This window comes from Pseudomonas sp. GNP014, assembly GCF_054344005.1.
Map to the genome: position 1 here is coordinate 2,077,202 of NZ_JBTGUS010000001.1, position 20,089 is coordinate 2,097,290.

A 20,089-nucleotide genomic window follows, 5' to 3' on the forward strand; every position below is an offset into this window, starting at 1 on the left:
CCATAGGTGAGAGCACTTCCATGAGCTTCGGCAAAACCACCCCGATCCTGCGGATCTTCGATGAAGCCAAGGCTGTCGAGTTTTACGTCGACTTCCTCGGCTTCAAGATCGACTGGCAGCATCGCTTTGAGGCGAATTTTCCGTTGTATCTGCAGGTGTCCCGTGGCGAATGCGTGCTGCACCTGACCGAGCATCACGGCGATGCAACACCGGGTTCGGCGCTGCGCATCGAGACCGATGAGCTGGAGGCGTTCCAGCAGCAATTGGTGGCCAAGGACTACAAGTTCTCGCACCCACAGATTCAGGCGATGCCGTGGGGGAGTCAGGACATGACGATTGCTGATCCGTTTGGTAATCGGTTGGTGTTTACCAACGCGATCAGTGTTTGAGCTGAGAAGAGCCCCTCACCCTAACCCTCTCCCGGAGGGAGAGGGGACTGATTGGGAAATGCTTTCGAGTTACATCGACCTGAAAGATTTGCAGCGATTTTGGATTCCCGGCGGTATTTGCAGGTCGGCGTAAATCGTCAGCATCTCTCGGTCGGCCCCCTCTCCCTCGGGGAGAGGGCTGGGGTGAGGGCAAAAATCGCAAGCCAGACAAAAAAGCCCGCTGCCAAACCACCAAGGTCTGACAGCGGGCTTTTTCGTCACTCGGTCGGCACTAACTTATCCAGCACGCGATTAACCGCCAGCTCCGCCAGCATCACCACTTGAGCGATGCCTTGCAGGGTTTTGCGGTGCGTGCCCTCAACCAGCGCTGCGTGGTTATGCAGCATGACGGTGGCCGAGCCGAGGGTTTCACTGGCATCCACCAGCAGCGACTCGGTATCGGCTTCGGGGTCGGTCATGTACAGCTTGTTGGGTTTGTAAGGCGCGGCCATGATCTCGGCGGTTGGTGGGCCGAGGTAGTGGTCGAGGGCGCGCTCGGCGGCTTCGTGGAGTTTCTTTGAGTCGGGGGATTCGTAGGGGGAGGCCGGGTCAGTGACCGGCGGGTTTGGCGTTACTTTGAACATGGGAGCGTACCTTTTAAAGCCGCATCCATTTCGCCGCTAAGCAAAAGGGAGGCAGCTGTGCGCAAGTTAGCGGACCGGTCGCATCCCACCCCGGCGCACCCGAAGGTGCCATGCGCACAGCCACCATTAAGCGCAGGCAAATACCTGACTGGATGATACTCGTGCAGCGGGGAGCGAATGTTGCCGAGCCGCTAAGCTCGATCACTGGGAATCAGTGACGCAATCAAGTTACGCAGCATGCTCAGGGCGCACAAGCCGGCGGATTCTGGCGCAGGCGTAGGCAGTGGCGCAAGGATTTGTGGGCTGTTTCGCGTAACGCTGAGTGTCTTTAAACAGGTTTGCTGTAAGGGGTTTATCGCACTGCAAGTATTGAGGATTTGCCTGTCGGACTTCCGGTGCGGCGACTGACGTCATCGCTGGCAAGCCAGCTCCCACAGTGATTGAGTCGTAAGCAAGATTTGGGTTCACCGAAAAACCTGTGGGAGCTGGCTTGCCAGCGATGAGGCCCGCGCAATCACCCCCGATGCATCTGCCGAAACTCGCCGGGCGGCATCCCCCGCCGACTCTTGAACGTGCGATGAAACGACCTCGGCTCGGTAAACCCCAGATATTGCGCAATGTCCTGAATCGGCAACGTGCTGTTCAACAGATAATGCTCGGCCAGCTCCTGGCGCAAATCATCGAGAATCTGCTGATACGACGTTCCCGCCTGGTGCAACTGCCGCTGCAGCGTACGCACCGACACCGCCAGTTGTTCGGCCACTTGCTCCTTGCGCGGCAAGCCTTCCTTGAGCAACTGCCGCAGGATGCTTTTCACCTGCTGCTCAAGCGACGCATCCTCCAGCGTCGCCATCAAGCCCAGCGCGTGTTCTTCCAGCGTTCGCAGCAACTGCGCATCGGCCTGACGCAACGGCAACTGCAAGTACGCTAACGGCACGACCAGCGCCGAATAGGGCTGATCGAACAACACCGGACAATCGAAGAACTGCTCATATTGCGCCAGCGTCACCTCGTCCGGGCGCGCATGCTCCAGCCACACAGCGGCCGGCGACATCTGCGTATCGGCAATCCAGCGTGCATAGTGCAGCCACGAGCCGAGCACGTTTTCCACCAGATGCCGGCGAATGCGTGGGCGCTGATAGCGGCAGGTCCAGATCAGGTGCACATGGCCGTCCTGTACCTCGGCGCGGCTGACGCCCATGTCGCCCACCAGTTTTTCGAACGGCATGATCCGGCTCATGGCATCGCCCAGCGTCGCGCAGTTCATGGTGATGTAACCGAGCACGCTCCAGGAATTGGGCAGGACAAAATTCGCTGCGTTAAGTCCGAACAGCGGGTCGCCCGAGTGTTCGCAGAAATAATCGAGCAGTTTTTCATGAGCCTCACCCGGCAAGCGCAGGGTGTTGTCGCTCAGTTGCTGCGCCTGCAACCCGGCCGCGGTCAATGCCGGCTCGATGGCCATGCCCAGTTGTTCGGCGTGGCGCAGGTATTTGAGCAGGGGCGGCACTGAGGTGAAGCCGAGCGATTGCATGATCCCGATCCTTTGATCAACGGCGGCATGGGCAGACGAATAGCCTGAAAGGTAAGTGCAAACCGCGACTAAAGTAAATGCCTGACGCTTGCGCGACGTTTGACTCAATTGGCTACATGAACTGGCCGGATACGACCGTGACACCGGGCGGCCGCTGGCTAGTATGGAGGCCTGAAACATCCATGATCCGACGGCAAAGAAGGACACACGCATGCGACGCTGGAACGGCTGGGGAGAGGCAGGCACGGTGGTCGAACTGCCAGCCCAGGGCGCGAGTTTTCTCAACGAACGGCTGGGGGCCGGGCGCGCGCTGCCGGATGCCTCACTGGAGTCGGCATTGGCGCGGGTGCCGGCCTCGCGGCTGGCGCAGCACGCGTTGTACAGCGTCGATGCCCATGACCGCCTGCTGCATGCCCGCGGCCAGAGCCTGCCGGACTGGCTGGCGCTGCGCGAAGGCGCGCTGGGCAACTATCCCGACGCCGTGGCGTTTCCCGAAACCGCCGGGCAGATCCGCCAATTGCTGGCGCTCGCCCATGAACAGGACCTGTGCCTGATTCCCTACGGCGGCGGCACTTCGGTGGCCGGGCACATCAATCCGCCGGATTCGACGCGGCCGGTGGTGACGGTGTCGCTGGTGCGGATGAATCGCCTGAGCGACCTCGACGAGGCCAGCCAACTGGCGACGTTCGGCCCCGGCGCCAGCGGCCCGCAGGTGGAAAGTCAGCTACGCGCTCGCGGCTACACGTTGGGGCATTTTCCGCAGTCGTGGGAGTTGTCGACGCTGGGCGGTTGGGTCGCCAGTCGCTCCAGCGGCCAGCAGTCGTTGCGCTACGGGCGCATCGAGCAATTGTTCGCTGGCGGCACCCTGGAAACCTTTGCCGGACCTCTGGACATTCCGACCTTCCCGGCCTCCGCCGCAGGGCCAGATCTGCGCGAAGTGGTGCTCGGCAGCGAGGGCCGTTTCGGGATCATTTCCGAGGTCAAAGTGCGGGTCAGTCCGTTGCCCGCCGATGAGCGCTTTTATGGCGTTTTTCTGCCCAGTTGGAGCAAGGCGCTGCAAGCGATCCGCCAATTGGCCCAGGCGCGGGTGCCGCTGTCGATGCTGCGTCTGTCCAACGCCGTGGAAACCGAAACCCAACTGGCGCTGGCCGGGCATCCACAGCAAATCGCCTGGCTGGAGAAGTACCTGAACCTGCGCGGCGCCGGTGAGGGCAAGTGCCTGCTGACCTTCGGCGTGACCGGCAATCGTCGGCAGAACGCGCTGTCATTGACCCAGGCCCGGCAGCATCTGAAAGCCTTTGGCGGGGTGTTCACCGGCACCCTGCTCGGCAAGAAGTGGGCGCAGAACCGTTTCCGTTTTCCCTACCTGCGCGAGAACCTGTGGAACGCCGGTTACGTGGTCGACACCCTGGAAACGGCCACCGACTGGAGCAACGTCGACCACTTGCTCAACCTGATCGAAAACAGCCTGCGCGATGCCCTGGCAGCGGAGGGCGAGCGGGTGCATGTGTTCACCCACTTGTCCCACGTCTACGGCGAAGGTTCGAGCATCTACACCACCTATGTGTTTCGCCCGGCGGCGGATTACCCGGCGACGCTGGCGCGCTGGCAGGCACTCAAACACGCGGCCAGCCAGACCATCGTCGACAACCACGGCACCATCAGTCACCAGCATGGTGTCGGCAAGGATCATGCACCGTACCTGCTGCGCGAAAAAGGCGCGCTGGCGCTGGACACCTTGCAGGCGCTGAGCAAGCACTTCGATCCGGCCGGGCGCCTCAATCCCGGCACGTTGTTGCCGGAGTGACGACCATGAATCAGGACTGGAACGCCGCGTGGCGCCAGCAGATTCTGCCGACGCTGGCAGCCGAAACCTGGGATCTGATTGTCATAGGCGGCGGCATCAGCGGTGCCGGAATCCTGCGCGAAGCGGCGCGGCGTGGCTGGCGTTGCCTGCTGCTGGAACAACGGGATTTCGCCTGGGGCACGTCTAGCCGATCATCGAAAATGGTCCACGGTGGTTTGCGTTACATCGCCAAGGGCCAGTGGCGCCTGACCCGCGATTCGGTGCGCGAGCGCCAGCGTCTGCTCGACGAAGCGCCGGGGCTGGTGGAGCCGATGAGTTTCATGATGCCGCACTATCGCGGCGGCTTTCCCGGGCCGCGTGTGCTCGGTGGCTTGCTGTCGGTTTACGACGCGTTGGCCGGACGGCGCAGCCATCGTTTTCATGACGCGCAGCAATTGCGTTTTCTGGCGCCGGGGGTGAAGGAGAGCAAGCTGATTGGCGGCACCTGTTTTGTCGATGCGCTGACCGATGATGCGCGGCTGGTGATGCGCGTATTGAGCGAGGCGCGGGCCGATGGTGCGGTGGTGCTCAACGGTGTGCGCGTCGAACAGTTGCTGCGCGAAGACGGGCGGGTGTACGGAGTTCAGGTCGAAGATTGCGAGGCAGGTGGGCCGCTGCAATTGCGCTGCGGCGTGTTGGCGGTGGCTACGGGGGCGTGGGCGGAGCGCTTGCGTTTGCCCGAGTCACCGCGACAACTGCGACCACTGCGTGGCAGTCATCTGCTGCTGCCGGGCTGGCGTTTGCCGGTGGCGCAGGCGTTCACCTTTCTGCATGAGCGAGACCGTCGGCCAGTCTTTGTTTTCCCTTGGGAGGGCGCGACGGTGGTCGGCACCACCGATCTTGATCATCGCGAGGATCTGGACCAGAGCGCGAGCATCAGCGCCGAAGAACTCGACTATCTGCTGGCGGCCTGCACGCAACAGTTTCCCGCTGCCGAAGTCTCGGCCACCGATGTGCTGTCAACCTGGTCGGGCGTGCGCCCGGTGGTAGGCAGCGCAAGTGCGCATCAAGGCAAGCCGTCGAATGAAACCCGCGAACATGTGCTGTGGCAGGAGCCCGGTTGCGTGACCCTGGCCGGTGGCAAACTGACGACGTTTCGCCCGCAAGCCATTGAAGTGCTCAAGGCTTGCGCAGACATGCTCGGTCGTCATTTTGAAGATGATGCCGCTGCGGTGTTCGCCGCCGTACCAGCCCTGAGCATTCCCGGACTCAGCCCTCAACAGTGGCGACGCCTGGCCGGACGCCACGGCCGTGACCTGCCGAGGCTGGCGCAGCTGATCGCCGAGTCGGGCCCCGAAACGGTCGGCAACACCGACACCTTGTGGGCAGAGCTGGCCTTCGCCTGCGAGGCGGAAATGGTTCTGCACCTCGATGATCTATTGCTGCGCCGCACCCGACTGGGCTTGTTGCTGGCGCGCGGTGGCGAAGCGTATTTCCCTGCCATTCGCCAGCTCTGCCAGCCACGTCTGGGCTGGGACGATGCACACTGGCAGCAAGAGCAGCAGCGTTACCGGGTGTTGTGGCAACGCCATCACGGTTTGCCGGAGGCCACGCCTTGATGCCCCTTGAAGAGAGCGCCATGGATAACCACTCGAACAAGCGTTACCTGTTGGCGATCGACAACGGCACCCAGAGCGTGCGCGCATTGCTCTTCGATCTGCAGGGCAATCTGCTCGGCAAAGGCAAGGTCCAATTGCAGGCGTATTACTCGACGCAACCGGGTTGGGCCGAGCAGGACCCGGAATATTACTGGGCGAAACTCGGCGAGGCGTGCCAGCAGGTGTGGGCGCAAACCGGGATTGATCGTTCGCAGATCGCCGGTGTTTCGCTAACCACTCAACGCGGCACGGTGATCAACGTCGATGCCGCGGGCAAACCGCTGCGCCCGGCGATTCTGTGGCTCGATCAGCGCCAGAGCGAAGTCGAGGGCGGGATCAAGGGCCCGTGGGGCTGGCTGTTCAAACTGGTCGGCGCGCAGGCTACGGTCGATTATTTTCGCGCCCAGGCCGAGGCCAACTGGATCGCCAGGCATCAACCGGAAATCTGGGCGGCGACCGACAAGTTTTTGCTGCTCTCGGGGTTTCTCACCCATCGTCTGTGTGGGCGCTTCGTTGACTCTGTCGGCTGTTGCGTCGGCTACCTGCCGTTCGATTTCAAACGCCTGAAATGGGCCGCGCCCAGCGACTGGAAATGGCAGGCGCTGGCGGTGCGTCCCGAGCAGTTGCCGACCTTGCACAAACCTGGGGAAATCCTCGGCCACATCAGCGCTGAAGCCAGCCGCCACACCGGGATTCCCGAGGGCTTGCCGCTGATTGCCGCCGGTGCCGACAAGGCCTGTGAAGTGGTCGGTTCCGGCGTGGTCGATGCCGATACGGTGTGCCTGTCCTACGGCACCACGGCGACGATCACCAGCACCCGCGCGCGCTACCGGGAAATCGTTCCGTTGATTCCGCCGTACCCCTCGGCGGTGCCGGATCAGTACAACTGCGAGGTGATGATTTATCGCGGTTACTGGATGGTCAGCTGGTTCAAGAATGAGTTCGGCCTGCGCGAGATGCAGCAGGCGCAAGCGCAGGGCATCGAGCCGGAGCAGTTGTTCGATGCACTGGTCAACGCGGTGCCGCCGGGGTCGATGGGGCTGATGCTGCAACCCTACTGGTCACCGGGTATTCGCGAGCCCGGCGTGGAGGCGAAAGGCGCGATGATCGGCTTCGGCGATGTGCATACCCGTGCGCACATTTACCGGGCGATTCTGGAAGGGCTGGCGTATGCGTTGCGCCAGGGCATGGAAAAAATCGAGCAGCGTTCGAAGGTCTCGATCAAGCGCTTGCGGGTAGCCGGTGGCGGCTCGCAGAGCGATGCGGCGATGCAGCTGACGGCAAATATTTTCGGCCTGCCGGCGGAGCGTCCGCATGTGTACGAAGCGTCCGGTCTGGGCGCGGCGATCTGTTGTGCGGTGGGGTTGGGGTTGTATGCGGACTTTCCGAGTGCGATCGCGGCGATGACGCGGGTTGGCGCGGTATTCACGCCGCAACCCGAGGCGCAGCAGGTCTATGAGCGTTTGTACAAAGAGGTGTACCTGCGCATGTATCGCCAGCTCAAACCGTTGTATCAGAGCATCCGCACAATCACCGGTTACCCCGCCTGAAGAAACACCGCCAATTCCCTTGCAGGCTCACTCCTGCAGGGAGGCATGGCGATTCTCATGTGGCGCTATCGGAGACTTTTTCTGGTGAGATTGGACAGTGTCAGCGCCGGGGGCGGTTGTTAGGCTCAACCCCCACAGCACCTCCAATAAGAATTAAAAGCAATGAAGCTGACATTTCTCCTGTTGCTGCTTTGTGCAATGGCCCCGACGGCGTGGGGCTGGTCGAACCACACGGTGGGCAGCTATCTGGCGTTGCAGGAATTGCCGGCGCTGCGTGATGCGCCACCGGTGGAGGTCGAGCCGCTGGAACGCTTTCTCGCCGAGCAATATCCGGCCGTGGTTGCGCTGCTGGAGCAACAGGAAAGCTTCGCCCGTGAACACTTCACCCAGTACCCGCCGCGCCCCGACAATCTGAAGCTGCCCGCCGTGCCGGGTGACAATCTGCGCCACGACTTTCTCACTGCGTTGCGGCTCAATCCGCGCATTCATCTGGCGATGGTCATTCAGCCATTGCCGGGTCAAGACATACCCGAGCGCGAACATCTCAGTGCCGATCAGGTGATGGTCGAGCAGACGCGTTCGCCATGGAATCGCCAACGTTTCATTCGCGTGGCGGACGGCGAAAAAGTCGCGGCGCTGGCGGTACTGGCGAGCGCCGCCGATGAGCCGGATTACGGTCACGACATCAACCTGTTCAGCGACAACCCCGGCGCAGTTGCCGCGCTGTACGGCTTCGGCCCGCAGCCGTTTGGCGATGCGCGTTTCCAGTACAGCTCGCAGGCGCCGTTCCACATGGGCTTCTTCCATGAAAGCGCGGTGGTGTATGCCGCGGCCGGATTTCTTCAGCGCAGCTGGCCGGACTGGCGCGCCTATCAGTACCTGGGGCTGGCGCGACTGGCGTTCGCCAGTGGCCATCCTTACTGGGGCTATCGGTTCCTTGGTTGGGGCGTGCACCACGTGCAGGACTTGACCCAGCCGTATCACGCCAAGCCATTGCCCGGGGTCGAACTGCCCAGTCTGTTGCTGCTGGAGGGCAAGGCGTTGGCCGGTTTTGCCGATGATAAAAAAGCCTCGATCGAGCGCGTCGCCACCCGCCACATGGAAGTCGAGAAGTACCAGTCGACCTGGCTGCGGCGCCTGCTGCGCGCCGGTCAGCAGCATCCGATGCTCGCTGCCTACGCTGATGTGGCCCAAGACAAACAGTATCCGCCGTACTCGGTGGATTACTTGCGCGAAGTGGTCAGCGCCGAGTCGGTCAAGGACTCGGCAACGTTCGATGAAGCCATCGGCCAGTGGCTGGAGACGGCCCCGTTGACCAGCGATTTCAGCAGCGGCAATCAGTTGCAGCGCGAGCGTTTCGAGCATCCGGCACTCAATCAGCAGCTGTTCAAACTGCTCGGCCATTTTGGCGCGCACAGCCGGATTTATGTCCGTGCGGGCCTGGCACCGTAGCCATCGCGGCCACGCAAAAAACAATAAGAACAAGGAGGGAGAAAACCATGATCAACACTCGATTGCGCCTGACCGGCGTGGCACTTCCCGGTGTCGGCCTGGCAGGACTGCTGCAACTCTGTGCGGTGGATGCTGTGCAGGCTGCCGAGTTCAGCGTGCTGGACAATCAAGTCACCGGCTCGATCGACACGACCCTGTCCTATGGTCGTTTGTGGCGGGTGCAAGGGCGCGACAAGAACAACGATGACGTCAACACCAACGACGGTAATCGCAACTTCGATACCGGGCTGGTTTCCGAGGTGTACAAGATCACCTCCGAGCTTGAGGCCAACTATCAGAACTACGGTTTGTTCGTGCGCGGCACGGCGTTCTACGACACCCAGTTGATGGACAAGCGCAACGATTACTACCGCAACAACAACCCGTCGCAACCGAGCCAGAGCTACCCGCAGGACGACCGTTTCACCAGTCAGACCCGCGACATCGCCGGCAGCCGGATCGAGATGCTCGACGCCTATGTCCACGGCAGTTGGGACGTCGCGCAGATGCCGGTGACCGCGCGGATCGGCCGTCAGGTGTTCAACTGGGGCGAGGGGATTTTCTATCGCGGCGGGATCAACACCACCAACCCGGTGGACGCTGCCAAGTACCGCTTGCCCGGCGCCGAAGTGAAGGAAGTGCTGGTACCGGTGGAGGCGCTGAGCTTCAACATCGGTCTGACCGACAGCCTGACCCTGGAGAGTTTCTACCAGACCAACTGGAAGGAAACCCGCATCGACCCGGTCGGCACCTTCTATTCGCAGACCGACCTGTTCGCCGATGGTGGCAACACCGGCTACAACAACTTCAGCGGTACCGCGCTCGACACGCCGGTGCCGGGGTTTGGCAACGTCATCGGGCTTTACAGTGCCTTGGGCAACAACCCGTTGCTGAGCCAGGCCCTGCAAACCACCGGCCTGTACGCCAACGGCGTGACGCCGGCCTACGGCAATACGCTCAAGGTCGCGTCCATCGGCAAGGACTACAACGCGCGCAACGACGGTCAGTTCGGTTTCGCCTTTCGCTACATTGCCGAGCAACTCAATAGCACCGAGTTCGGTTTGTACCTGGTCAATTACCACGCCAAGGAACCGACCATCGCTGCGGATCTTGGCGGTTACAAGGGCATCGACATGAATGCCCTGACCAATCTGCTGGCGGGTGTCGCGGGCAGTCAGGCCGGCGCACTGGCCAACGGTTTGGCCACCGCGGATGTGATGGGCAACATCCAGGCGCATCGGCGCTATGCCGAAGACATCCGTATGTACGGGTTCAGCTTCAACACTACGTTGGGTGAGGCCTCGGTGTTCGGCGAGTTGGCCTATCGGCCCAACCTGCCTATCGGCGTCGCCGCGACCAACGATCTGATTGGCGACTTGGCCAACGGTGCGGCTGCGGCAGTGACCGGCAAAGCGATCAACGTCGGTGGGCAGATGGTCACCCTCGACAGCCAGATCAACAACGCCGAACGCGTGGAAGCGTTCAATACTTCGCTGGGCACTATCTATAACTTCGGCCCGACGGCGTCGTTCGACTCACTCTTCGGCATCTTCGAACTGGCCTCCGAGCACCTGCGCGGCAGCAGCCTGCAATACACCGCTTATGACGGCAGTCGTCGTTACTACGCCGGCACCGGTAACTATTCCTATGTGTCGGGCGGCGATCGTGACGATCAGGTCAATCGCGATTCCTACAGCTACACGGCCATGCTCAACGGCACCTGGAACGACGTGTACGCCGGGGTCAACGTCTCGCCTTACGTCGTCTACAAGGACGATTTCAAAGGCAACAGCTATCAGGCCGGCAACACCATCGACGGGCGCAAGGCCTACACCCTGGGGATCAAGGCCAACTACCAGAACAAGCTCGAAGCCGAGGTGCAATACACCAACTTCTGGGGCGGCGGGCAGAACAACGGGATTCGCGACCGCGACAACGTCGGGTTCAACCTCAAGTATTTCTTGTGAATTCCAACTCATGCCCCTGTGGCAGCGAGCTTGCTCGCGAAGAGGCCAGCAGATTCAACACAGGTGTTGCCTGACTCACCGTTTTCGCGAGCAAGCTCGCTCCCACAGGTTTTGTACTTTGGAGAAGATCATGTTTCACACTTCAAGGATGTCCCGGATCTCATTGGTGCTTGTTCTGGGCCTGAGCGCCGGCAACGCACTTGCCGCCATCACCCCGCAACAAGCCGAACAACTGAAAACCACCCTCACGCCCATGGGCGCCGAGCGTGCGGGCAACGCCGCCGGCACCATCCCGGCCTGGACCGGTGGCATCACCCAGGCGCCGGCCGGCTACAAACCGGGGCAGCATCACCCGGACCCATACGCCGCCGACAAACCGCTGTTCACCATCACCAAGGCCAATCTCGACCAGTACAAGGCGCACCTGAGTCCCGGGCAGATCGCGCTGTTCAACAGCTACCCCGACACGTTCCAGATGCCGGTCTATCCGTCGCGTCGTTCGGGTTCCGCGCCGCAGTGGCTGTATGACAACACCTTGAAGAACGGGACCTCGGCCAAGCTGCTGGAGGGCGGCAGTGGATTCGCCGATGCCTACGGCGGCGTGCCGTTCCCGGTGCCCAAGGACGGTATCGAAGTGCTGTGGAATCACATCACCCGTTATCGCGGGATCTACGTGGTGCGCCGCGCATCCGAGGCTCCGGTGCAGCGCAACGGCAGCTTTGCGTTGGTCACTTCGCAGCAGGAAGCGCTGTTCAACTTCTACCGTCCGGGCGGGCAGTACGCCGACCTGAAAAACATCCTGTTCTACTACCTCGCCTTCGTGAAAAGCCCGGCACGGCTGGCCGGCGGTGCAGCGCTGGTGCATGAGATGCTCGACCAGCTCAAGGACCCGCGTCAGGCCTGGGTCTACGACGCCGGCCAACGCCGCGTGCGCCGTGCGCCGAACCTCGCGTACGACACGCCGATCGCCTCATCCGATGGCCTGCGCACCGCCGACGACACCGACCTGTTCAACGGCTCGCCGGACCGCTACGACTGGCAGCTCAAGGGCAAGCAGGAAATCTACATCCCCTACAACAACTACAAGGTCGGTAGCCCGGACGTGAAGTACGCACAACTGCTCACCCCGGGCCACCTCAACCCGCAATTCACCCGCTATGAGCTGCACCGCGTATGGGTGGTCGAAGGCAACCTGAAACCGGGGGCGCGGCATATCTATTCCAGGCGCGTGCTGTTTCTTGACGAGGACAGCTGGGGTGCGGCGCTGGTCGATCAATACGATGGGCGAGGGGAGTTGTGGCGGGTGTCGATGGCCTACCTGAAAAACTTCTACGACCTGCCGACCACCTGGAGCGCACTGGACGTGTTTCACGACTTACAAGCCCGTCGTTACTACGTGCAGAACCTCGACAACGAAGAAGCCTCCACCGTGGACTTCTCGCAACCGGTGCCGGAAGACGCGTATTTCATGCCGTCGGCGTTGCGTCAGCGCGGCACTCGCTAACGGACTGGACTGGTGATCGAATGCAATCCCTGCTGCAGCTCCTGCACAAGGCGGGTTGTCTGTGACATTGGGGGACGGGGCTGACGCAATCGCGGGCAAGCCCGCTCCCACAGTTTTTTGAGTCGTTCACAATTGTGTGTTCGACTCGTTACCTGTGGGAGCGGGCTTGCCCGCGATTGGATTTACGCTTTGGCGCTGATTGAAGGTCAGACGCGGAAGTGGCTGACCATCTGCTGCAACTGGCCACCCAGGCGTGCCAGCTCAACACTGGACGCTGCGGTCTCATCGCTGGCGGCGGCGGTTTGTTCCGACACGTCGCGCACGTTGATGATGCTGCGGCTGATCTCTTCGGCCACCGCGCTTTGCTGCTCGGCAGCCGCCGCGATCTGCTGGTTCATCGACTGGATGTTCGACACCGTGCGGGTGATGTTTTCCAGTGAGTCGCCAGCCTTGCGGGTCAGGGCCACGCTGCTGTCGGTCAGGGCGCGGCTGTTGTTCATCACGGCAGCGACTTGCTGGGTGCCGTTCTGCAGACCGGCGACCAGGCCTTCGATTTCTTCGGTGGATTTCTGCGTGCGCTGAGCCAGGCCACGGACTTCGTCGGCGACCACGGCAAACCCACGGCCGGCTTCACCGGCGCGGGCCGCTTCAATCGCAGCGTTGAGCGCCAGCAGGTTGGTCTGTTCGGCCACAGCCTTGATCACGTCCATGACGCTGCCGATCTTGTCGCTTTCCTGTTGCAGCACACTCATGGCTTCGGTGGAACGCACCACTTCGCTCGCCAGACGTTCGATCTGGGCGATGGCTTCATTCACCACTTTGTCGCCTTCACGGGCTTCACCATCAGCGGCGGCTGCGGCTTGCGAGGCTTCTTCGGCATTGCGCGCGACTTCCTGCACGGTGGCGGTCATCTCGTGCATGGCGGTGGCGACCTGATCGGTCTCGACCTTCTGGCTGTTCACACCGGCGCTGGTCTGTTCGGTCACGGCCGACAGCTCTTCGGCGGCGCTGGCGATCTGGGTGACGCCGTCGCGGATGCCGCTGATCAAGTCACGCAGGGTCACACCCATGCGCGCAATGCCTTGCTGCAGTACGCCGAGCTCGTCGCGGCGGGTGACTGTGACGTTCTGGGTCAGGTCGCCGCTGGCAATGCGCTCGACCACGGCCAGGGTTTCTTGCAGCGGACGGGTGATCTGACGAGTGATGATCACGGCGGCAATCACGCCGACCAACAGCGCCAGCAGGGTGCTGATCAGTTGGAAGGTACGGGCCTGAGCGCTTTCGATGTCACGACGATCGAGTTGAATCTGATACAGCTGCTCGCTGGTGTTGACGATCGCGGCGCCCTGGTCGGTCATTTCCTTGCGCGCCTGCACCGCTTCGCTGTTGGCGTTTTTGTACGCCTGCAACGCGCTGCGGTAGTTGAGCAGTGCGGTTTCCAGCTGACGCAGGGCGTCTTGCTGGCTGTCGGCGAAATGCGCGTTCAACTGCTTGAGGCTGGCGATCGCGACGTCGAGTTGGCCGACGGCTTTCTGTTCGGTTTCGGCGTTGGTGGTGGCGGTGTAGCCGCGCACTTCGTAACGGGCGAGGATGAACGCTTCCTTGGCGGTGGTGATTGCCTGGAACTGATCGAAACGCTGCTCGCTCATGTCCATCTGCTGCACGCGCTTGCTGATCGTTTCGATCATGTTGTAAGCGGTCTCGGCATTGGTGCTCATCACGTCGCGCGCGCTGTTGCCGGTGCGGTAGGCGTTGCGCATCTTGTTCAGCGACGTCTGGTATTCGGCGATGGTCGCCGCCTGCTGCTTGAGCAGCTTGACGTTTTCCGGGCTCTTGAACTTGTTGATCAGTGCTTGCTGCTGGGCGGCAAAGCTTTCAAGGGTGGTCTGCACATTCTGCGCGGCGGTTTCGTCGCCGTTGGTCAGCATGTATTGCAGGCGCACCACGCGCAGTTTGGTCAGACCGGCATTGAGCTGGGTGATGTCGCTCATCCAGTTGCTGCGGTCAATAAGGCCGCCGAGGCTGGTCCATCCAGTCAGGGCCAGTACGCAGGTCAGGGCCAGGACCAGGCCGAAGCCCAGGCCCAATTTCATGTTCACGCTGATGTTGCCGAACCAGCTATTCATCACAATTCCTCCAGGAACGTTGTGCTTCTCGATCGTCGGTCAGGCTGGAAGATTGTTGTTTTTTTGAGCCCGCAAGGGTGTAGCAGGACTGTATCGGCCGTAAATCCGAGAGCTGAAAGGATTTTGTCCCGGTGGATTTGTAACAACGGATCCCAAGACTTTTTTCACATGAGTTTCACTGCCTGCCCACGTGGCCATCGGTACCGTGCCGCATTGAATGACAAGTGATGCTGGCTGGCGAGGCGGTTTTTGTGGAATTGAGACTGAGTCTGTTTGGCGTCAAGCGCTCGATCAACCTGAGCGCTCTGGCGCGTTTTCGCAATACCTGGGTGGTGCTGGCGGCCTCGGTGCTGGTGATTCCGTTGACGTTGTGGCTGCTGGCCCCGGCGACGGTGCCGGACCTGGCCCACGGCAATGTCGCCGGGGCCAAGGCACTGGCGGCGGATTGGGCCAGGGGCGATGTGATCGTGCTGGTGCGCCATGTCGAGCGCTGCGATCACTCGAAAGCGCCCTGCCTGAGCGGCAATGACGGCATCACCGACCGCTCGCGCAGTGTCGCGGTGGCCGTGGGCGCACAGTTCGAGCACCTGGGCCTGAACAATGCCGAGATCTACAACAGCCCGTCGATGCGCACGGTGCAGACCGCCGGTTATATGTTTAACCGCGCCGCCAGTGGCGAAGAGTGGCTGATCGACTGCAAGGGGCGCATGTTGCAGGACGCGCTCGCGCATAAAATTCCGGGGCGCAACCTGATTCTGGTCACCCACAGCGAATGCATGGGGCAGCTTGAAAAAGACCTGGACGTCTCGGCCTCGAACCCGGGTTACGGCTCCTCGCTGTTCGTTTCCACCGCGAGTCCGGCGGGCCCCAAAATGCTCGGTTTTATTGAAGCTTCCGACTGGCGCACGGTAACCGCCCGATGACGTCTCGTTTCTGCGTTTACAACTTCGGGGTGTTGCAGCTGAATCGGAAACCTCAGTACGCCTGCTGTTGATTGGTGGCGAGGGGATTTATCCCCGTTGGACTGCGCAGCAGGCCCTCTTTTAAATCAAGAGAAGGGCCGCTGCGCGCGCCAACGGGGATAAATCCCCTCGCTACCATGGCTTGCCGCCACGCGGCAAAAGATTCAGTAGCCGACGAAGTAGTACGCCTGCCGCCCGACGATCAATGTCTTGAGCACTTTCAGCGGCGCAGCGGGCTCGCTATCGCCCGCCATCACCGCGACGTGTGATGGCGATGCACTCAGGTACTCGCGCAGTTGCGCATCCGTGTCCAGGCCCTTGAGCACCTGTTGGGTGTAGAACACGCTGGCACCGCCCAACCGTTCGTTGGCCTGAAACAGTGCGACCTGATGCCCTTGCGCCTGCAGCGTCTGAATTTGTTCGGTCAGCGGCAGGAACGAGAGTTTTTTATCCGCGTTGGGCAGCGCCCATTGTGCGGCGCCAAGGTAACTGGCGATGATCACCGTCAGGACAGTAGCGCCCAATGCCTGACGATGACGGGCGATGCGGCCTGCAAAGCGGCTGGAAGATTCGTACGCTTTGAGTTTTTCGAACAGCACACCCACATATTCCGCAGCGATCACCGCTGCTGCCGGTGTCATCGACATCAGGTACACCGTGCGTTTACTCGACGCCAGCGTCAGCATGACGAACTGCGCGACGATCCACAGGCTGAAGAACAGCAGGTAACGGTGGGTCTTCAATTCTTTGCGGAAATGCCAGAGCCCCAGATACACCAGGATGTTCCACGGCAGAAAAGCTTCCGGCAGTTTGGCGAGGTAGTAATAAAACGGTTCGTAGTGCCCCGCCTCGACGAACGACCCGCTGAAGCGCCCGACACTGTTGGTCAGCAACACTTCTTTAAGCGCTTGCGCGCCGCCGTGCTGATAGAGCACCGCCAGCCAGATCATCAACGGAATCAAACCGACCACGGTCAGCAGGCCCGGTCGCAGCCAGTCGCCGAGTTTCAGGCGTTTGTCCAACAGGTTGTCGGCCAGCAGATAAGCGAAAATCACCACCCCCGGCATGGCCAGGCCCAACACCCCTTTGCTCAAGGTGGCGATGGCGATCCCGACCACGAACAGCAACGAACTGCCCGGGGTCGACGCTTTTTGCGCCTGGAAAAACCCCAGCAACGCGGTGGTCACGCCGAGGGCCAGCAGCGCATCCTCGCCGACCCCGCGCACGTTGCTCCAGTAGCTGGCCATGGTGGCCAGCAGGATGCCGGCGGTCCATGCGACCGTTTTCGGTCGGCCAAACCGGCGCAACATGCCGTACAACACCATCACACTGAGCAGCCCGGCCACCGCCGAGGCCAATCGTACCGCCCACGGCGAAACGCCAAACACGCGCATCGCGCCCGCATCCAGCCACAGACTCAGCGGTGGTTTTTCCAGAAACGGCTCGCCGAACAGCCGCGGCGTGACCCAGTCATCGTCCAGGTGCATCTCCATGGCGATGCCGGCGACGCGGGCTTCGGTAGAACCTTGCAATTGATGGTTGCCCAGCGCGAAGAAAAACAGCAGGGCGGCGAGGAGAAACAGCGAAGTGGCGGAACGCGACATGGGTTTCAAGCAACCGGAAGGGGCGAAGGCCTGAGCATACTTCGCCAATGCTTAACAAATTGTGAAACTCACGCGAGATGCCGCGACCAACGCTTTTCCGGTGTTTCGAACACTGGATTGACCAGCGCCGTCAGCACATGATCCTGCCAGCGCCCGGCAATATTCAGGTACGCCTTGGCGTAGCCTTCGCGCTCGAAACCCAGCCGTTCAAGCAACCGCGCACTGCGTTCGTTACCGGGAATGTAGTTGGCCATGATCCGGTGCAGGTTCTGGGTTTCGAACATATAGCCGATGCCAGCTTCCAGCGCTTCCTGCATCAGCCCCTGACCCTGACGGGCTTCATCGAGGTGATAACCCAGATAACACGCCTGGAACGCGCCGCGAATGAGACCGCTGAAGTTGCACGCACCGATCATTTGCTCACCATCCGGCGTCAACAGGGCGAAGTGCATGGCCAGTCCGGCCTCGAATGCGCTGGCCTGGACTTCAAGGCGTCGGCGAATTTGCTCGGTGGAAAAGTATTCGGTGGTGCGGATCGGCGACCACGGGGCGAGGTGGCGCAGATTGCGTCGATAGAAATCACTTTCGAGCTCTGCCTGATCCGGGGCGAGTATCGCCAGCGTCAGGCGTTGGCAGGGCAGGGTCAACAGCGGCATCGGGCGTTCCTTGGCGAGGGATCTGCTGGCAGCGTCGCGCAATTAGCCGGGGCACAGCAAGCTGTGGCTGATTTCAGGCAAAAAAAAGCCCGCGGGAGAGCGCGGGCGAACCGTAGTTTCTTGAATGAGCAAACGGAATGTACAGGTTCGGCCGGGCAACGGCAGTGAAGAAAAATTCATCTCGATCAACTGCTACACCGTGGCTCGATCCTGACAGGCAAGACCGCTCGCGCCTTAAGGGTTTCGCCCGTCAGTGGCGAACGTCCGGGGTCGGCGATCCCGGCGAGGCAAGATTGTCCCGAGCCCGGCAGACGACGATTTCGGCCAATGCACTCAGCTGTTTGATCGCCACCGCCACATGACGCCGGGAGCCATCGAATTCTTCGGCAAAATTTTCACTGATGGCGGCGAGAGACCCAAGCAGTTCGCTGGCATGCTCGAGCAGGGTGATGGTGTCGACGTCGTCACGCACCCTGAGCATCTGGTTGAGGGGAAGGCCAGGCCGTCGTTTCGAACCGCCTGTGGCGGCGGTGGCGTTCGATCGGGTTTTCGTGCGGGCCGTTTGCGCATCGGGTAATACCGGTCCAACGAGCGAAAGTCGGGTGATTTTTTTCATGACGCAGCTCCGTGGAATGAACAGCAGGCGAGGAGGGTAACGCCCCGAAAATCGCTGCACCAGTTCATGAAAGTCGACACGTGTTGCGGGAATTTTCCTAGGACGCCTGGCGTAGGACGCTGCCGTGCTGGCAGCGCCCCCGGCTCAAGGCAAATGGTCAGCGGCAAAATCAGCCTCTGAGCGGGCCCGCAACCGCCCCTTGCGACAGGCGGTCTGGAAGCGTTCGAAATCACGTTCGTTCTGCGCGGTGTAATGTTGCGCGTACTTCAACAGCGCATCCGCCAGCGCATCGCCTTTGCCGATGTAACCACTGATCTGCGCAGCGAGGCCGGAGGCTTTGGCATGGGCTCGGGCGAGGGCGCGGCCGCAAACTCGCCCGTAGGCGGCGAACGTCTCTGCGTCGAAGTTTTCCAGTTCGGCGGAGATCTTCATGTCGCGCAATTGCCGCACGTAGAATTGCCGACCGCCGGGGCCGGTGGTCCAGCCCAGAAACATGTCGCTGGCCGCTTGCATCAGGCGTTGCCCCTCGACCACGCGCTGACCTTCATGGCGCACCCGCGATTTGCTTTTGACGTAGTCGGCGAGCACCGAGCGCCGGGCTTCCTTGAGTTGCAGGAACAGCGGGAACTCCTGATCGTCGGTCAGCAGCGCCACCAGACAACGCGTGCCGACACTGCCGACGCCCACCACTTTGAATGCCAGATCCTGCACGTGAAACCGTGACAACAACTCGCGGCGGTCGGGTTGCAACGTGCTGCGATACTCGCGCATGAAGGTGTCGAAGAGCGGACGCCAGTCCGCGAGTCGCAGCCAGTCATCCTCGGCATCCAGCAGCGTAGTGTTTTTGTGCAGGTGGAAAATTTCCGGCAGGTCATCGCGAATGATCAGGCGCCCGTGGGCATCGCGTTCGCTGATTTTCGGCAGCAACTCGGCGTGCGTGCGCCGCTCGGCCTTCTCGATGGCGCGCTGCACATGTTCAAGGGTACTTTTGCGTGCCTGCGCCAGCAGGTCGTTGTAGCTGATGGACTCGTACCAGTTTTCCAGCGTGCTCTGTTCGGCGCATTCCAGCAGTGTGGTCTGATAGGCGCCGACCATTTCACGGCACACCTGCTCCTCGACCGATTCGCCGTGGCGCAAGTCGCGGGCGGCCACCACGAAACTCGCTGCGAGTCGCTTCAGATCCCACTCCCACGGACCGGGATGCGCCTCGTCGAAATCGTTGACGCTGAACAGCAGATTGCGCTCAGGCGTGGCAAAGCCCCCGAAGTTCATCAGATGGCAGTCACCGCAGATGGGCACGTTCAGGCCCATGTTCGCCGTGCCCGACAGATCGTGCGCCTGCAGCAACGCGTTACCGCGAAAGAAGGTGAACGGCGACACCAGCATGCGCCCGTAACGCAGTTCGACCAGCGACTCGACACGGCCCTGGCTGGAGGCCTTGATCAACGGAATCGGATCACGGTTCATCTTGCCGGTGGACGCCTGAGCACTGCGCGAGCACTGCTTGCGGGCGTCCTTGCCTTGTTGCATGCGGTCTTTGAGTGAAGTCATGGGGGCTCGGTTCGGCGGAAGGGGCGCCGTGAGTGTAGAAGCGCTTTCGGGGTTTATCCGCTGGCGTGAGCCGGG

15 protein-coding genes and 1 pseudogene are annotated in these 20,089 nt (G+C 61.6%); 8 read left to right on the forward strand and 8 right to left on the reverse strand.

The window, feature by feature from the left end; translation table 11 throughout:
* The first annotated feature begins 20 nt into the window (after positions 1–20).
* Complete coding sequence (locus ACXX9E_RS09265) at positions 21–389, forward strand: glyoxalase superfamily protein (RefSeq protein ID WP_123464449.1); 369 nt, start codon at positions 21–23, stop codon at positions 387–389.
* Between the two features lie 257 nt (positions 390–646).
* Here the strand turns inward: ACXX9E_RS09265 and ACXX9E_RS09270 are convergent, their stop codons facing one another.
* Together ACXX9E_RS09270 and gliR are read right to left on the reverse strand one after the other, a co-directional pair.
* Positions 647–1,012, reverse strand: coding sequence for a DUF6124 family protein (locus tag ACXX9E_RS09270; RefSeq protein WP_123464451.1), 366 nt, complete (start codon positions 1,010–1,012; stop codon positions 647–649).
* A 514-nt stretch (positions 1,013–1,526) separates the two neighbouring features.
* Positions 1,527–2,543: an AraC family transcriptional regulator GliR gene (gene gliR / locus ACXX9E_RS09275; RefSeq protein ID WP_340134965.1), complete on the reverse strand. Its 1,017-nt coding sequence runs from the start codon at positions 2,541–2,543 to the stop codon at positions 1,527–1,529.
* 211 nt (positions 2,544–2,754) lie between these two features.
* Between gliR and ACXX9E_RS09280 the strand changes: the two genes are divergently transcribed.
* The 6 genes from ACXX9E_RS09280 to ACXX9E_RS09305 all read left to right on the forward strand — a co-directional run bounded on the left by ACXX9E_RS09280 (position 2,755) and on the right by ACXX9E_RS09305 (position 12,499).
* Positions 2,755–4,350 (forward strand): FAD-binding oxidoreductase, encoded by a 1,596-nt coding sequence (locus tag ACXX9E_RS09280; RefSeq protein WP_458555328.1) that lies wholly within the window; start codon positions 2,755–2,757, stop codon positions 4,348–4,350.
* A 5-nt stretch (positions 4,351–4,355) separates the two neighbouring features.
* Positions 4,356–5,948 carry a glycerol-3-phosphate dehydrogenase/oxidase gene (locus ACXX9E_RS09285; RefSeq protein WP_123464459.1) on the forward strand — a complete coding sequence of 531 codons (1,593 nt, stop codon included), beginning with the start codon at positions 4,356–4,358 and terminating at the stop codon, positions 5,946–5,948.
* A gap of 20 nt (positions 5,949–5,968) precedes the next feature.
* Entirely contained in the window at positions 5,969–7,537 is a 1,569-nt protein-coding gene (locus ACXX9E_RS09290; RefSeq protein WP_128616159.1) for an FGGY-family carbohydrate kinase, read from the forward strand.
* A gap of 162 nt (positions 7,538–7,699) precedes the next feature.
* Positions 7,700–8,989 carry a phospholipase C/P1 nuclease family protein gene (locus tag ACXX9E_RS09295; RefSeq protein ID WP_458555329.1) on the forward strand — a complete coding sequence of 430 codons (1,290 nt, stop codon included), beginning with the start codon at positions 7,700–7,702 and terminating at the stop codon, positions 8,987–8,989.
* A 47-nt stretch (positions 8,990–9,036) separates the two neighbouring features.
* Entirely contained in the window at positions 9,037–10,995 is a 1,959-nt protein-coding gene (locus ACXX9E_RS09300) for a DUF1302 domain-containing protein (protein ID WP_458555330.1), read from the forward strand.
* A gap of 130 nt (positions 10,996–11,125) precedes the next feature.
* Entirely contained in the window at positions 11,126–12,499 is a 1,374-nt protein-coding gene (locus ACXX9E_RS09305) for a DUF1329 domain-containing protein (RefSeq protein WP_458555331.1), read from the forward strand.
* A gap of 206 nt (positions 12,500–12,705) precedes the next feature.
* On the opposite strand, the gene ACXX9E_RS09310 is transcribed toward ACXX9E_RS09305, so the two are convergent.
* Together ACXX9E_RS09310 and ACXX9E_RS09315 are read right to left on the reverse strand one after the other, a co-directional pair.
* Positions 12,706–13,569, reverse strand: coding sequence for a methyl-accepting chemotaxis protein (locus tag ACXX9E_RS09310; protein WP_371260362.1), 864 nt, complete (start codon positions 13,567–13,569; stop codon positions 12,706–12,708).
* A pseudogene (locus ACXX9E_RS09315) lies at positions 13,564–14,625 on the reverse strand (methyl-accepting chemotaxis protein); the annotation flags it as partial. The pseudogene ACXX9E_RS09315 and the gene ACXX9E_RS09310, both read right to left, overlap by 6 nt.
* A 251-nt stretch (positions 14,626–14,876) precedes the next feature.
* On the opposite strand from ACXX9E_RS09315, the gene pmrG reads away from it, so the two are divergent.
* The gene (gene pmrG / locus ACXX9E_RS09320) at positions 14,877–15,548 is read left to right on the forward strand and encodes a lipopolysaccharide core heptose(II)-phosphate phosphatase PmrG (RefSeq protein WP_123465970.1); all 672 of its coding nucleotides are present in this window, start codon (positions 14,877–14,879) and stop codon (positions 15,546–15,548) included.
* A 203-nt stretch (positions 15,549–15,751) separates the two neighbouring features.
* Here the strand turns inward: pmrG and ACXX9E_RS09325 are convergent, their stop codons facing one another.
* The 4 genes from ACXX9E_RS09325 to ACXX9E_RS09340 form a co-directional block, all read right to left on the reverse strand.
* Positions 15,752–17,191 carry an ArnT family glycosyltransferase gene (locus tag ACXX9E_RS09325; RefSeq protein ID WP_336347154.1) on the reverse strand — a complete coding sequence of 480 codons (1,440 nt, stop codon included), beginning with the start codon at positions 17,189–17,191 and terminating at the stop codon, positions 15,752–15,754.
* 68 nt (positions 17,192–17,259) lie between these two features.
* Positions 17,260–17,847: a ribosomal protein S5-alanine N-acetyltransferase gene (rimJ, locus tag ACXX9E_RS09330; RefSeq protein ID WP_123464473.1), complete on the reverse strand. Its 588-nt coding sequence runs from the start codon at positions 17,845–17,847 to the stop codon at positions 17,260–17,262.
* 250 nt (positions 17,848–18,097) lie between these two features.
* A complete protein-coding gene (locus tag ACXX9E_RS09335; protein WP_123464475.1) occupies positions 18,098–18,463 on the reverse strand; it encodes a DUF6124 family protein in 366 nt (121 codons plus the stop codon).
* Positions 18,464–18,607: 144 nt separating this feature from the next.
* Positions 18,608–20,014 (reverse strand): DUF2252 domain-containing protein, encoded by a 1,407-nt coding sequence (locus tag ACXX9E_RS09340; protein WP_322375126.1) that lies wholly within the window; start codon positions 20,012–20,014, stop codon positions 18,608–18,610.
* Positions 20,015–20,089 lie beyond the last annotated feature (75 nt).